Origin of the sequence: Chryseobacterium sp. 2VB (assembly GCF_005503635.1) — a bacterium.
Taxonomy (GTDB): domain Bacteria; phylum Bacteroidota; class Bacteroidia; order Flavobacteriales; family Weeksellaceae; genus Chryseobacterium; species Chryseobacterium cupriresistens.
Window position 1 is genome coordinate 146,667 of record NZ_SCNC01000004.1, and the last position, 15,979, is coordinate 162,645.

12 protein-coding genes are annotated in these 15,979 nt (G+C 35.7%); 10 read left to right on the forward strand and 2 right to left on the reverse strand.

Annotation, left to right across the window (positions count from 1 at the left end):
• Window position 1 precedes the first annotated feature (1 nt).
• The 3 genes from ybeY (at window position 2) to FFS26_RS06125 (ending at window position 3,378) form a co-directional block, all read left to right on the forward strand.
• Entirely contained in the window at window positions 2-421 is a 420-nt protein-coding gene (gene ybeY / locus FFS26_RS06115; RefSeq protein WP_137904550.1) for an rRNA maturation RNase YbeY, read from the forward strand.
• A 147-nt stretch (window positions 422-568) separates the two neighbouring features.
• Window positions 569-2,431 carry a tRNA uridine-5-carboxymethylaminomethyl(34) synthesis enzyme MnmG gene (gene mnmG, locus FFS26_RS06120; protein ID WP_137904551.1) on the forward strand — a complete coding sequence of 621 codons (1,863 nt, stop codon included), beginning with the start codon at window positions 569-571 and terminating at the stop codon, window positions 2,429-2,431.
• 116 nt (window positions 2,432-2,547) lie between these two features.
• A complete protein-coding gene (locus tag FFS26_RS06125; RefSeq protein WP_137904552.1) occupies window positions 2,548-3,378 on the forward strand; it encodes a class I SAM-dependent methyltransferase in 831 nt (276 codons plus the stop codon).
• Between the two features lie 1,337 nt (window positions 3,379-4,715).
• Here the strand turns inward: FFS26_RS06125 and FFS26_RS06130 are convergent.
• The gene (locus FFS26_RS06130) at window positions 4,716-5,906 is read right to left on the reverse strand and encodes a phosphoglycerate kinase (RefSeq protein WP_110008956.1); all 1,191 of its coding nucleotides are present in this window, start codon (window positions 5,904-5,906) and stop codon (window positions 4,716-4,718) included.
• Between the two features lie 643 nt (window positions 5,907-6,549).
• Between FFS26_RS06130 and rpiB the strand changes: the two genes are divergently transcribed.
• From rpiB to tsaB, 7 genes are all read left to right on the forward strand, one after another.
• Window positions 6,550-6,984, forward strand: coding sequence for a ribose 5-phosphate isomerase B (gene rpiB, locus FFS26_RS06135; protein WP_110008955.1), 435 nt, complete (start codon window positions 6,550-6,552; stop codon window positions 6,982-6,984).
• A gap of 338 nt (window positions 6,985-7,322) precedes the next feature.
• Window positions 7,323-9,476: a ribonuclease R gene (gene rnr / locus FFS26_RS06140; protein ID WP_110008954.1), complete on the forward strand. Its 2,154-nt coding sequence runs from the start codon at window positions 7,323-7,325 to the stop codon at window positions 9,474-9,476.
• 254 nt (window positions 9,477-9,730) lie between these two features.
• Window positions 9,731-10,417, forward strand: a complete 687-nt coding sequence (locus FFS26_RS06145; RefSeq protein WP_110008953.1) for a LysE family translocator — start codon at window positions 9,731-9,733, stop codon at window positions 10,415-10,417.
• The gene (locus FFS26_RS06150; RefSeq protein WP_137904553.1) at window positions 10,414-11,343 is read left to right on the forward strand and encodes an LD-carboxypeptidase; all 930 of its coding nucleotides are present in this window, start codon (window positions 10,414-10,416) and stop codon (window positions 11,341-11,343) included. Before FFS26_RS06145 ends, FFS26_RS06150 begins: the two co-directional genes overlap by 4 nt.
• Window positions 11,344-11,385: 42 nt before the next feature.
• Window positions 11,386-11,757, forward strand: a complete 372-nt coding sequence (locus FFS26_RS06155) for a YraN family protein (protein ID WP_110008951.1) — start codon at window positions 11,386-11,388, stop codon at window positions 11,755-11,757.
• 82 nt (window positions 11,758-11,839) lie between these two features.
• Entirely contained in the window at window positions 11,840-12,589 is a 750-nt protein-coding gene (locus FFS26_RS06160) for an SDR family NAD(P)-dependent oxidoreductase (protein WP_137904554.1), read from the forward strand.
• 81 nt (window positions 12,590-12,670) lie between these two features.
• Complete coding sequence (tsaB, locus tag FFS26_RS06165; RefSeq protein ID WP_137904555.1) at window positions 12,671-13,351, forward strand: tRNA (adenosine(37)-N6)-threonylcarbamoyltransferase complex dimerization subunit type 1 TsaB; 681 nt, start codon at window positions 12,671-12,673, stop codon at window positions 13,349-13,351.
• 16 nt (window positions 13,352-13,367) lie between these two features.
• On the opposite strand, the gene FFS26_RS06170 is transcribed toward tsaB, so the two are convergent.
• Complete coding sequence (locus FFS26_RS06170) at window positions 13,368-15,920, reverse strand: tetratricopeptide repeat protein (protein WP_137904556.1); 2,553 nt, start codon at window positions 15,918-15,920, stop codon at window positions 13,368-13,370.
• Between the last annotated feature and the right edge of the window lie 59 nt (window positions 15,921-15,979).

Sequence of the window (15,979 nt, forward strand, 5' to 3'; positions counted from 1 at the left end):
AATGATACAGTTCTTTTACGAAAACTTACCAGAGTCGGTAAGTACAGATTACAAAAAATGGCTGGAAGATCTTATTCTTTCAGAAGGAAAAAAATTAGGAGAAATCAATTACATTTTCTGTGATGACGAATATCTTCTTAAGATTAATCAGGATTATTTGCAGCATGATTATTATACAGATATCATCACTTTTGATTATGTAAAAGGTAAGACAATAAGCGCTGAGATTTTCGTATCTTTGCAGCGCATTTCTGATAACGCCTCTACCCTTTCCCGAGATTATGAAGAAGAATTAAGAAGGGTTTTAGCCCATGGTATTTTACATCTTGCAGGCTATAAAGACAAGACGGAAGAGGAAGAAAAAGAGATGCGGAGAATGGAAGATCTGTACCTGGATAAATACAGGGATTTAGAGTTTTAAAATTGAAGAATCACTTAAAGTCCCATATCTAAAGTACTCTATCCTAGCAACAATATGAGTTTACCTAGAGTGCATTCTCCAAAAATGTTTCACGTGAAACATTGGTTATAAAGATAAGGTTTAAAGCTTAAAACAAGCGAGATAAAAATGATTTCAGAAATATATGATGTAATAGTAGTAGGTGCAGGACACGCAGGTTGTGAGGCAGCAGCAGCAGCAGCTAACCTGGGTTCAAAAACACTGCTTATTACAATGAATATGCAGACCATCGGACAGATGAGTTGCAACCCGGCAATGGGCGGAATCGCAAAAGGACAGATCGTAAGAGAGATTGATGCAATGGGAGGATATTCCGGAATTGTGGCAGACAAATCTGCGATCCAATTCAAGATGCTTAATCTTTCAAAAGGTCCTGCGATGTGGTCTCCGAGAACCCAAAATGACAGAATGCTTTTTGCCGAAGAATGGCGTTTAGCATTAGAGAACACTCCAAATCTTGATTTCTTTCAGGATATGGTGAAACAACTGATTGTTGAAAATAATAAAGTAGCCGGAGTGGTTACTTCTTTAGGAATTGAGATTAAAGCAAAATCTGTAGTTCTTACAAACGGAACTTTTCTTAACGGATTAATCCACGTTGGAGATAAACAATTAGGAGGAGGAAGAATGGGTGAACCGAGAGCTTTTGGAATTACAGAACAATTGGTCACTTTAGGTTTCGAAGCAGGAAGAATGAAAACCGGTACTCCACCGAGAGTAGACGGAAGAAGTTTAGATTATTCAAAAATGGAAGAACAGAAAGGAGATGAAAATCCTCAAAAGTTCAGCTATCTTGATACACCCAAACTCACCAAACAACTAAGCTGTCATATTGTATATACTAATGAAACGGTACACGATATTTTAAGAGAAGGCTTTGACAGAAGTCCAATGTTTAATGGAACGATTCAAAGTTTAGGCCCAAGATACTGTCCAAGCATTGAAGATAAAATTAACCGTTTCGCAGAAAGAAACAGACACCAGCTTTTCGTAGAACCGGAAGGATGGAAAACTGTGGAAATCTATGTCAACGGATTCAGTTCTTCTCTCCCGGAAGATGTACAGATCAAAGCGATGAAACATATACCAGGATTTGAAAATGTAAAAATTTTCCGTCCGGGTTACGCTATTGAATATGATTACTTCCCTCCTACCCAATTGAAACATACGCTGGAAACTAAATTAATTGATAATTTATATTTCGCCGGACAGATCAATGGAACAACCGGATATGAAGAAGCAGCTGGCCAGGGATTAATTGCCGGAATCAATGCACATAATAAAGTACATGAAAAAGGAGACTTTATTTTAAACAGAGATGAAGCTTATATTGGAGTATTGATTGATGACTTAATCACAAAGGGAACTGAAGAACCGTACAGAATGTTTACTTCACGTGCAGAATACAGACTTCTTTTAAGACAGGATAACGCCGATATCAGATTAACAGAAAAAGCATATCAGCTAGGATTGGCAAAAGAAGAAAGATTGAGACGTATTGAAGTTAAAGTATCTGAAAGTCAATCACTTGAAGAGTTTCTTCGGGAAACTTCTTTAAAACCAGGTGTTATTAACCCTGTCCTGGAATCTATCGAAAGCAGCCCTGTTGATCAGGCGTACAGAGCAGCACAAATCCTTACCAGACCTAATATGACGTTAAAAAAACTGGATGAAATCGATTTTATTAAAGAAGTTTCTACCCAATATAACGATGAAGTAAGAGAGCAGGCGGAGATCAATATAAAATATAAAGGTTATATTGAAAAAGAAAAAGAAAACGTTGCTAAGCTGAATCGTCTGGAAAACATTAAAATCCCTGAAGATTTCGATTATACAAAGCTTTCCAGCCTATCTGCAGAAGCAAAACAAAAGATGTCTAATGTACGTCCGAAGACTATTGCACAAGCTGGAAGAATTAGCGGGGTTTCCCCTGCTGATATCAATGTTTTATTGGTTTATTTAGGTCGTTAATAAAAATGTTTCACGTGAAACATTAAAAAATAAAAAACAAAAATTAAGGTATTTATAAGCGTAAAACACTTCTGAATATCTTAATTTTTTTATCATACTAAAGATATTTACTTACAATGAAAATAAAAGATCATTTTCTTTCACAGGAAATATTTGAGATTAAAGAGACTGAAACAAAAGGAGTTTTTAAAACCACTCCTATTCCATCCAATATTTCCAGATATTATGAAAGTGAAGATTATATTTCCCACCATCAGGATTCCGGAAGTTTGAAGGAAAAACTTTATAAATTTCTTCAATCATTCAATCTTCAGTACAAAAAAAATATCCTGATAGACAGAATAAAAAAAGGATCAAAAGTTCTGGACTACGGATGCGGTGCAGGAGAATTTGTAAAGTATATTGAAAATGATTTTGAAACCTATGGATTTGAACCGGATTCTGATGCCAGAAAAGCAGCACAGGGAAAAATAACCAAGGCTTCTATTTTAGATGACATTCATAAAATTGAAGGTAACACCTTAGATGCTATTACACTATGGCATGTATTTGAACACATCGAGAATCAGGATGAAATGCTTACTGCTTTTCATGAAAAATTAAAAGAAAAAGGAATTCTTGTCATTGCAGTTCCCAACCCTACTTCCTATGATGCGAAACATTATAAAGAATATTGGGCCGCTTATGATGTTCCAAGACATATCTATCATTTTTCAAAAAAAGGTATGGAAAACTTGATTTCTAAAAATCCCGACTGGAAAATGAGAAAGATTAAACCTTTGGTACTTGATTCATATTATATCTCTATGTTGAGCGAAAAATACAAAAAATCACCCCTATTTTGGCTAAAAGCAGTGATCTTTGGAACAATTTCCAACGTAAAGGCGTTATTTTCGAACGAATTTTCAAGTTTGATATACATTATCGAAAAAAAGATAGAAAATTGATTTTTGACCTATTTATGAAGGTCAATTTTTAGCAAATTTAGCTAGAAAAATAAAAACTCAGGATTTTTTCTCCTGGGTTTTATTTTTTTATATCTATTCAATCAATAATTTCTTTACCAACTTTAAATGCAATTTTTAATCTGATTATCTTTTTATTAAAATTAACAGACCTATCCCCTACCCTATTTTTAAAATATTCAAAGAGGATAATGCATAATCTTTCTTAAGCTGAAAATTATACCTGAACATTATACAAGCTTCTTAAAAAGCATCAAAAGAAAAAAAATATAAAAAAGAGAATTATAAAATAAATTTTCACAAAAACAATAGCATTTCCTACTAAAAATAAATCAGTATATAAATTCCCGGAAAAAACCAGAAAATCGATTTTAAAGGTATTATAGAAGGTCAATTTTTCAGTATCTCAGACAAAATAAAAACCAACAGTCAGACAAGACATTTTTTCAAATTGATTCAAAAGATGCAGGAAATGAAAATAAGAACTGCCCTACCCTACTCATCAAGAATAATGACAAATATAAAATATCAGAAAACAATAAAGCGAGTTTGTAAAATTTTATCAGAAATTAATTCTTAAAAAAAATTCAATGCTAAAAGTATTTCAAAAAACTACCTAATTTTTTCTTACAATAATGTATCATACGAAAAGCTGGTAACTTGTTCATTTTATAATACTTAAGGAATAATCAAAGATAAATCAAACCATTTAAAAAACAAAATTAATAAGCTTATTTATTGAAATTCACTAAATTACAAAGTCTTCACACTTATATGAAATAAGTTAGATATAAAATACTGTTTTAAAATAACTATCAGATTGTTTTAAGCAAGAAAGAAAAAGTAAATCTACCCTATTTCAAAAATAAAATCTATAAGTTCAGTAATTAGGTTACCTACACCAATGAAAAAACTACCTGGAAAAATAAATCTCAAAATAAAAAACGATCAAAACTGCTTTTAAAATAGAGATCTTCAACCAGGTAAAATTTACCAGAAAATTGATGAATAAAATTCATTAACCTTTCTACTATTTCAAAATTACAAAGCAAAAAAATGAGCCTATGATCTCCAAAAAGTCTGTTTAAAGAACAGAAAAAAACACTAAAATTACGGAGATATAAAGGAAGATTCTGATAAGAAAAAATACTTTAAAAGCTTAAGCAGTTGAAAGAGAATTCAACTTAATCACATATAACTATAAGTTATATCTATAATACAATGGAAATACCGATCAATAAAGGATTTTCTATATATTTCAGAAATAAAAAAAGCCTGCTAATTATATTAGCAGACCTTACAATATCTTATCTTTTCTATTAATTATTGATGGCAGCTACCCCTGGTAACTCAAGTCCTTCAAGACTTTCAAGCATTGCTCCACCGCCGGTAGAAACATAACTTACCTGATCAGCATATCCGAATTGCTTAACAAAAGCAACACTGTCACCTCCTCCAACTAAAGAGAAAGCACCAAGTCTTGTTGCTTCAGCAATACTCTCTCCTAAAGCAACTGTACCACCAGCAAAATTTGACATTTCAAAAACCCCGATAGGTCCGTTCCAAAGAATAGTTCTTGAATTCAACAATACATCATTAAACTGATCTCTTGATTTGTGGCCGGCATCAAGTCCCATCCATCCTTCAGGGATTGCATAGATATCAGCTTCTTTTCTCTCCACATCATTATTAAAGCTTTCAGCAATGATAGCATCAGAAGGAAGATATACTTTTACTTTATGTTCTTTAGCTTTTCCTAAAATCTCAAGTGCCAAAGGAAGCTTATCTTCTTCTACAAGAGAATTACCAATTTTTCCTCCAAGTGCCTTAATAAAGGTAAATGCCATACCTCCACCAATGATCAGGTTGTCTACTGCAGGAAGTATATTTTCTATAATGGTAATTTTAGTTGAAACTTTAGAACCTCCTAAAATAGCTGTAACAGGTCTTTCCCCACTTTTCAATACTTTATCGATGGCCTGAAGCTCTTTAGCCATTAGCAAACCGAAATATTTAGTTGATGGGAAATACTGAGCGATTACTGCTGTGGAAGCATGAGCTCTGTGCGCCGTACCAAATGCGTCATTTACATAAGCATCTCCTAACTTTGCAAGTTTCTCTGCAAATGCAGCATCTCCTTTTTCTTCTTCATTATGAAAACGTACATTTTCCAATAATAAGATTTCCCCCGGTTTTAAATCGGCAGCTGCCTGCTCTGCTTTCTCTCCGATACATTCATCCACAAACTTTACTTCCTGTCCTAAAACAGAAGAAACTTCGCCTACAATATGTTTAAGGGAAAATTCATCTTTAACCTCTCCCTTAGGTCTTCCAAGGTGCGTAATTAAGATGACAGAACCACCATCATTAAGGATTTTCTCCACTGTAGGTTTCACAGCAACAATTCTTGTATTGTCTGTCACTTTCAGTTGATCATCCTGCGGAACATTGAAGTCCACTCTTACCAGAGCCTTCTTATCTTTAAAATTAAGATCATTGATTGTTTTCATAAATAGATTTATTTTTTGCTAAGCCTTATGAGACCGTCCTGCAGAAATCCGTTTTAGCTTTTGGTAAAATCTCGCAAGAACAATTTCATAAATCTCATTGAATTTTTGTTTCACAAATGTAAGGTTTTAAACTTTTTCAACAGTTTGATTAAAATAAAAGTTTTCAAAAACTTTCCCCGAACCCAATCACCCATTAATCAACAATTTTTTCTCTTTTAAAAAAAAGAATAATGTAGTTGTTGTTGAGTGTTGTGAATTTCGGGGATAAGTTTTATGATAATAATTGATAACATTCAACTTGTATCCAATTCATATTTAACTCACAATATAAATTCCTGTAAACCCGCTATTTCACACACTTATTAACAAATGTTGATAACTTTGAAATGAAGCCATTATTAGTTATTTTATTATGGAAAAATCTGGGGATAGCTGAAGAAAACATCTGGAAAGTTGTGGTAAAAATCTTCGGAAAGAATTTCTATTACGAAATAAATTGATCTTTAAAAATAGAAAGTTGAGAAAAGTTTTCCACAGTTATTCACATACCTTTTCACAATTAACTCAGGGTTTACTAACACGAATTGTTATTATTCTTACCTTTGTAAGGAAATAGAATCTAATAAAGCTTAATAAGAGTATTATGAAAAGAAAAATTGCGATCGCAGCGGACCATGCCGGCTATGAATATAAGGAGATTGTTAAGAACTATCTTTCAGAAAGGTTTGAAGTTCAGGATTTTGGAACGTTTTCCACAAACAGTGTGGATTATCCGGACTTTGTACACCCTGCCGCAACCTCTGTGGAAAACGGAGAAAATGAGCTGGGAATCCTGATCTGTGGAAGCGGAAACGGAGTTCAGATCACTGCGAACAAACACCAGAAAATAAGATGTGCTTTGTGCTGGATGCCGGACATTGCAACACTGGCAAGACAGCATAATGATGCCAATATGATTTCACTGCCGGCAAGATTTATAGCTAAAGAACTGGCGCTGGAAATTGTAGATCAATTTCTTTCAACAGACTTCGAAGGTGGAAGACACCAGAACAGAGTTGACAAAATTGCATTTTGCTAAATAAATAAAATAAGGCTTGTAAATCACTTTGCAAGCCTTATTTATTTTTTATTCGTACATTTGCAGTGTCCGATAGAAATTTATACTCTATTTTTCTCCAAAGCCTTTCTTATATTTGAAATATATTAATAGAAGGTTTTTCTCTTTTCTTCTCCAGAATTGTATTAAATTTATACAAAACTAAAGCTCCCGTTGTAAGTAAACTGAAAGATAATTTCTGATGATTTACGGAAAGATTCTAATGATGAAATTGAATGACCTTATACAAAGGACGAATAAGGAAGATTTAGAAAATGGTCTTAGTTGAGAAAGATCAAAACAATTAAAAGAAAATTAAAATGCCAAAAAAAAGAAAATATATAAGTCATAAAAATGATTTAAAAATGATGGAGATCGGAAGAATGATCCTCCGTTTTATGAATGCAAATTCATCCAAAATTTATAATTATAAGCAGATCGCTGACGGAATAGATTACAAAAATCCAAGACAAAGAGAACTTGTGATCCAGGCACTGCACAAACTTCAGGGATCTGAAAAGATTAAAGAAGTAGAAAAAGGAAAGTATATCGTGAACCTGAAAATCGCAGGAACGCTTACCGGAACTATTGACTTCAACCAAAGTGGAAATGCTTATGTAAGTGTGGAAGGATTGGAAGATGATGTCTTCGTTCATTCCAAAAATGTGAAGGATGCGCTGCAGGGAGATAAGGTTCTTATTATAACTTATCATTATAAAGGAAAGAAGCTGGAAGGCTCTGTTCTGGAAGTTTTGGAGCGTACCAGAACGGAATTTGTAGGAACATTTCAGAAGGTTACCCACAAGGAATTTGGATTTGTGGTTTGTGATAAAAAAACAATCAACACAGATATCTTTATTCCGAAAGGAAAGTTCAACAATGCTGAAGATGGTGATAAGGTCATTGTAAAAATGACAGAGTGGAGACCGGGTGACAAAAATCCGGAAGGAGAGATCATTCAGGTGCTGGGTGCTCCGGGAGAACATGAAACAGAAATCCACTCTATCCTTGCTGAATATGGTCTTCCTTATGAGTTTCCACCGGAAGTAGAAGCTGACGCAGATAAAATCGACAGAAGCATCACAGATGAAGAAGTTGCAAAACGCTGGGATATGCGTGATATCTGTACGTTTACGATTGACCCTAAGGATGCTAAGGATTTTGATGATGCTTTATCCATAAGAAAGCTGGAAAACGGAAACTGGGAAATCGGGGTTCATATTGCAGACGTATCCCATTATGTAGTTCCGGGAACTATTCTGGATGATGAAGCTTATCAGAGGGCCACTTCGGTATACCTTGTTGACAGGGTTGTGCCGATGCTGCCGGAAGTATTGAGTAATGATGTCTGTTCACTTCGTCCACATGAAGATAAATATACTTTTTCTGCAGTTTTCGAACTGAATGACAATGCTGAAATTCAAAAGCAGTGGTTCGGAAGAACGGTTATTCATTCAGACAGAAGATTTACTTATGAGGAAGCGCAGGAGCGTATCGAAACCGGACAGGGAGATCTGGCTGAAGAGATCAATACGCTTGATAAGCTGGCCAAAATAATGCGTCATGAACGTGTCCGAAAAGGAGCCATTACTTTTGACAGAAGTGAAGTAAGATTCAATCTTGATGAAAATAATGAGCCGGTTGGGGTTTACTTTAAAATCAGTAAAGATTCCAATCACCTGATCGAAGAATTCATGCTCTTAGCCAATAAAAAAGTATCAGAATTTGTATCCCTTTCAAGAAAAGGTGAGATCACCAATAATACATTTATTTACAGGGTACACGATGATCCGGATCCTGCAAAACTGGAATCGTTGAGAGACTTCGTTGCTACTTTCGGATATAAAATGGATTTGGCCAATACCAAAAAAGTGGCTGCGTCTTTGAATAAACTTCTTCATGATGTAAAAGGAAAAGGGGAAGAAAATATGATTGAAACGCTTGCTATGAGAAGTATGAGTAAGGCGGTATACTCTACGGAACCAATCGGCCACTATGGTTTAGGTTTTGAGTATTACAGTCACTTCACCTCTCCTATCCGTCGTTATCCGGATTTGCTGGCACACCGTCTTCTTCAGCATTATCTGGATGGAGGAAAATCTCCAAACAGAGGTGAGCTTGAAGAAAAAGCAAAACACTGCAGTGCTATGGAAAGATTGGCAGCTGATGCGGAAAGAGATTCCATCAAGTACATGCAGGTGAAATTCATGGAAAAACATCTGGGAGAAACATTCAGAGGAGTGATTTCCGGAGTAGCAGAGTTTGGTTTCTGGGTTGAAATTCCTGAGAATGGTGCTGAAGGTTTGATCAAGTTGAGAGACCTTGTGGATGATTCCTATATGTATGATGCGAAAACTCATGCTGTATACGGAATAAGACATGGAAATAAATACCAGCTTGGAGATGAAGTTCAGATTAAGGTGGTGAAAGCCAATCTGATTCAGAAGCAGCTTGACTTCCAGATTGTGAAGTAAAGAATTAATTCTTTAAGAAGACTGTTGATAAAATTATAAAGGCTGATGTGTTACCGAACCGTCAGCCTTTTATTTTCTAAATATAAAAAGTATGAAATGTACTCTCCACTCCTCTCCTATTCCTTAATAAAAAATTACATTAAAGTGTTATTAAAATCCACTTGATATATCACAACTTTATTGAATAATTAAATCATAAAGTCTAACTTTGTATTAAACGAAATGAATTTTTATTCATTTTAAAACACTACTTAATGCTAGAACTTGTACTATCTGCCGTCATATTAGGATTTATGCTAAGCCTGGTTTTCATAGGACCTATTTTTTTCCTGCTTATTGAAACCAGCTTTTCCAGAGGCCCCAGACATGCCTTGTCACTGGATCTTGGCGTCATTACAGCAGATTTATTATGCATTGTAGCAGCCTATTATGCCAGTACAGATATTGTAACGTTAATAGATAAACATCCGGGATTCTACAGGATCACTTCTATTCTTATTTTTGTTTACGGGATTGTGATGCTGGTTACCAAAACAAAAATGCATATGCCCGGCGAAGAAAGGATTATTGGACAGAATTATATTAAGACATTTTTCAATGGTTTTTTCTTTAACCTTCTCAATGTGGGAGTCATCCTTTTCTGGCTGGTAACGGTAATTTCCGTAAGGAATCAATATCCGGACACCAGCAGTTTTATTTTATACATCAGCATAGTACTGGCCACTTACCTTTCTATAGATCTTGCCAAGATATTTCTTGCCAAGCAGTTTCATGATAAATTAACACAAAAACTGGCCAACCAGATCAGAAGAGTTGTTGGCTGTATTCTTATTATCTTCAGTTTCTTTATTTTCCTGCAGAGTTTCAAAAAATTCAATCAGTTTGAAAGACAACTGGAGGAAGCAGAAAAGAAAGAAGTAAAATATCAAAAAGCAAAATGAAAAAAATGATCTTTCCAAAGTCTCTTAAAAAAGGAGACAAAATAGCTGTTATTTCCCCTGCAGGAGCTGTAGATGCCACTCAACTGGAAAAAGGAATAGAAATGATTAAAAGCAGAGGTTTTGAACCCGTTCCCGGAGAACATCTCTACACTAAATTTTCAAACGGATATAATTACGCCGGAACAGAAAAGGAAAGAGCAAAAAATATCAACTGGGCTTTTAATGATAAGGAAATAAAAGCTGTATGGGCTTCCAGAGGAGGCTACGGTTGCCAGCATCTGCTTCAGCATCTGAAGCTGAAAAATTTCTCAGAAAACCCGAAATGGTATATTGGATATTCCGATAATACAGTTATCCAAAGTTATCTGATGAAAAAAGGTTTCGTTTCCATTCACGGGCAGACTGTTAAAACATCCAGCTTTGGAGTTACTGATGAAAGTTATGATCTTATTTTCGATATCCTGAAAGGGAAAAAGCCAAAATACAGCCTTAAACCTCACCCATTCAATAAAAAGGGGAATATTCAGGGAGAACTGGTTGGTGGGAATTTAGCCCTTATCTATGCCCTTCTTGGAACCAGATATTCATTTGACTTTAAAGACAAGATTCTGTTTATCGAAGATATCGGGGAAAACTTCTATGCACTGGACCGTATGATCATGAGTCTGGAGCTGGCAGGTGTTTTCAATAAAATCAAAGGATTGATTGTTGGTGGAATGACCAATATGGGGGATGAAAAGGAAAATCAAAGCTATGATGAAAGTTTTGATGAGTTCGTTTATAAACTGATCTCAGACAGAATTTCAAAATATAAATTTCCCGTAGTGTTTGCTTTCCCGAATGGACATATTAAGGACAACAGACCCCTTTTAATCGGTGCCAACGTGAAAATGAAAGTGGATGCTAATGTAAAAATAGATTTTTAAGGCACTACTACTCTCCTATCTCCAAACTCTTAATTATACACTATGGCCCATCACAATGATTTTGGAAAAATAGCAGAGAATCTCGCTGCTGATTATCTTCAGAAAAACGGCTATACCATTAAGGCCAGAAACTTTCGTTTTAAGCAAAACGAAATTGATATCATTGCTGAAAAAGATAATCTGATTATTATCGTGGAAGTGAAAGCAAGATCCACCGATGCCTTCATCCTTCCTCAGGAAGCTGTAACCAAAACAAAGATAAAATCTATTGTTTCTGCAGCTAATCATTATCTGGAGGAATGTAATAACGGTCAGGAAGCCAGGTTTGATATTATTTCTGTTCTTCCCGATGAAAATAAAAATTTAGTAATTGACCATATCAAAGATGCTTTTCAGTCTTTTGATGCGAATTAATATATCAATACAACAATGTTTGAATGTAACAGAATCATGACATTGATAGAGGAGTGCATTCGGACATTTAACAACCAATTTTATGAAGACAATATTGATCACCGGTGCAACTTCCGGTATAGGTAAAGCCACTGCAGAGCTTCTTGCAAAACAAGGAAACAGAATTATTATTTGTGGAAGGAGAAGTAAGGTGCTGGAATCTGTAAAAACAGAACTTTCTCAATACACCGAAATATTTAGTTTAGTATTTGATGTAAGGAATCTTGAAGAAGTGGAAGCGGCCATTAATTCCCTTCCTGAAAACTGGAAAGATATTGATGTTCTGATTAATAATGCCGGCAATGCTCATGGGTTAGATCCTCTCTCTGCTGGTAAGACGGATGATTGGGATTCTATGATTGACGGAAATGTAAAGGGATTACTCTATGTTTCCAAAATGATTATTCCGGCGATGAAAACTAAAAACTTAGGTCATATTGTAAACATCAGTTCTGTAGCAGCAAGACAAACCTATGCGAACGGAGTAGTGTACTGTGCAACAAAGAAAGCAGTAGACGTTATTTCGGAAGGTATGAGACTGGAACTTACCGAATTTGGAATCAAAGTAACCAACATCCAGCCGGGAGCTGTAGAAACCGATTTCTCTCTGGTAAGGTTCAAAGGCGACAGTGAAAAGGCTTCAACGGTGTATGCAGGCTATGATGCCCTGAAAGCGGAAGATATTGCTGATGCCATTGCTTACTGTGTAAATGCTCCGAAACACGTTACTATTTCAGATATGACTATCTATCCGAGTGCTCAGGCGGAGCCAAGAACGATTTATAGAAAATAGTCCAAAATAATGGAGTAAATTTGCACAAAATTAAATGCGGTTTTGCTTTTGCAATTTTGCTGTTTAGCTTAAAATAAAAAAATGAAAATTCTATATCTGGAAACATCATCCAAGAACTGTTCAGTAGCTATATCAGACAATGAGAAGCTATTATGCCTTTGTGAAGAAGTTTCTGAAAACTATAAACAGTCTGAAAGCCTGCACACTTACGTAGAATGGGCATTGGAAGGAGCGGGGATTACACTTAAAGATATCGAAGCTGTTTCTTTAGGAAAAGGCCCCGGATCTTATACCGGCCTACGAATTGGAGCTGCCTCTGCAAAAGGGTTTTGTTATGGACTCAGAGTGCCTCTGGTAGCAGTGAATTCTCTTGAAAGTATGATAGAGCCTTTTTTAGGCGATAACTTCGATTATATAATACCTTTGATCGATGCAAGGAGAATGGAGGTTTATACGGCCGTTTATGATGGCAAAACAGGAAAAGAATTATCCGGGACTGAAGCCAAGATTCTGGATGAAAAATCTTTTGAAGAATTTAAAGATAAAAAAGTTCTGTTTGTAGGGGATGGTGCTAAAAAAGCAAAAGAGATTCTGAATCTTCCGGATGCAGTTTTTAATGAAAACGTTTATCCTTCTTCTCAATATCTCATCAGAAAGACTCTGGAGAAAATACAAAACAAAGAATTTGAAGATATGGCTTATTTTGAGCCTTTTTATCTGAAGGACTTTCACGGAGTAAAGAAAAAGAAAAGCGAAGAATAATCTTCGCTTTTTTATTTTATTGAGGTCTTGGCGGGATCTTGGAACCCGATTTTGTTTCGTTCGGCTTTTTAGGATTTTGTGGAGCAGTATTCGTATTAATGTTCTGCATCGTATCCAGCTTCTGTACTTTTCCGCTGTTCATTTGTGGAACTCCCGTATTTTGGCTGCTAGGCTGTACTGGTGCTCCTGACGGCTGCTGAGGAATAGAATTTCCTTTATTATCCGTTGCCTGGAAGCTCAAATCACTTTTCAGGTAATTCAACATTTCTTTGGCTCGTATGCCTTCAGGTGTCTTGGAATAATTCAGGGCAATCTGTTCAAGCTGCAGAATCATAACTTCCTTTCCACTTGATTTTCCTGCATTGAAAGCATTTAATAAATACAGCTTGGGAACCAGAGCATCTTTCGGATACTTCTGAATCGTCTGATCGATCAGATCTTTACTTTCTGCAAATTTTTCGGATTCAAATAGCGCATATGCCTTTTTGTATTCGTTTTCAACTTCTTCGGTTGATTTTACAAATGATTTATTCTTAGGATTTCTGGCAAATTCTGCATAAGAAGTATATGGATAATCTGCCAGGAGAATTTGTTTTGCTCTTTCAGAAGCCTGTGGATTTTTCTCATAATTCATGGCAAAAATCTCATACAATGCCTGTAACATCACTTTTTCTTCCGGCTTTATATCCACAAGATCATAAAGCGTTTTCGTGGCCAGTGGAGTATTGGTAAAATAATTCTGATACATAATTCCCAGACCTAATGAAGCGGTATCTCTGTCCTTTTTTAACTGAGATAATTTCCCCTGATCCGTAGGAATCTGTTCAATATAGTACGCAGGCTCAAAACGTCTTGGATTAGGCGCTGAGGCTACTCCCAACGCTTCATTTTTCATATCTTCAATAGAGGCCATTTTCTTGGAAGAACGCCAGTTATCAGCAAGAGCCCGGTCTCCCCAGATCTGCTTAAATGAAGAGGTTCCTTTGCTTACCGTTCCTGAATTGCTGAAATAAAAACCTTTTGTAGTGACTCCAAAGTCTTCAAAAGAATTGCCGCTATTGGCAAAAATAGAATTGGCACTGTAATCTCCGGTATCAAAACCTTTACTTCTTTCCGCACGTCTTCTTTCCTGTTCCTCTTTCTCTTCTTTAATCTTTAATTTGGCAATATATTTTGTGAAATAGTCTGTTTTCTGAGCATCATTCATTTTTGCCAGAGAAAGAATACTGTCATTCTTTTTGATCAGATAGTAGTTTTTGGAAATCTTTTTAATGTATTCAGACTGGTCTTTTAACAGTATTTTTGAAGGCTCATAAGTCATTACAGCAAGTGCAGAATCATAATAACTTCCGGCTCCGATATAATCATTCTTATCAAGATAGCTTTTTCCTATTTCATAATAAGCCAATCCACGGATCTGAGGATCGGAAACCTTTTCAAAAAGCGATTTTCTGAAGAATTGCTGAGCTTCATCTTTTTTGCCTGCTTTATTGGCCATCAAACCTAAGGCATAGTAAAATTCGTTCTTTCTGGATCCATACATCCCTTTTTTACTGATTCCTTCCAGATAATTTTTGGCTCCTGCATAATCACCTTTACCGTTGAAAGTTTTGGCGATGGCGACCTGAGATTTTACTTCAAATTCGAAATCACTGGCATACTTATACGCGGCAGCATAGCTTTCTCTTGCTTTATCATTCTGGTTCAGGTTTTCCAGCACCTGACCTCTAAGGTAAGCGATTCTGCTCTTCAGTTTTCTGTTTGTATTGAGGTCAAAAGCATTGTCAAGTTCCTTGGCAGCTTCTTCTTTCTTACCGGCATCAAGAAGAGATTCGGAATAGTAAATGCTTAGCAGTTTTGCATAACTTTTACTGATATCTTCACTTTTCAGTTTCGCAAATGTTTCATGCGCTCTGTGATAATCTTTGATCTGATCATAAGCAAGACCCTGATAAATCCTTGCAAGTGCAATTCTCTTATCATCCTTCATACGGGTGAAAACATAATTGAGAGCATCCAGGGCCTCCAGAGATTTACCACGGTAAATTCTTGCCTGCGCAAGGATCATGTAGGCATCAAAAATCTGCTTGTTTTTCTCTTCACCATTTCTGGTTACAGAATATTTATTAATTGCTTTTAAAGCTTTAGCTTCTGCAATTTCCAGAGTAGTGGCTCCTTTATTCTCTTCTCCGTCAGGTCTTGAAGGACCGTTTCCCTGAGGTCCGCCGGGAATATTCGGAATTCCTGAATTGCCTCTTCCTGAAGGTCTGTTGGCTACTTCTGCCATCTTCATAGAGTTTTCAGCAAAAGCTTCAGTCTGCCCGAGATCACTGCCCAAAGGTTGTTCTTCGTAAGTAAGAATGGGAATATAGGGAGCATAGAAATTGTCTTTATGCCCTTTATCTCTGGCTGTAAACTCACTGTTTAACGCATCTTTTGCATTAAAGAGAGTGTTGTAATATGTGGAAAATCCTTTCAATACTCTTGAACGCTGCTCCGGCTTTTTTGTTTTGGTAGCACAGGAAGCAACAAGACATATGACTAAAAGGAATAATATATTCTTTTTCATTATTCAATATAACTCGCTAATCTGCTTTTTATTATCAGCAGTTTGATGATTTTGTAAAA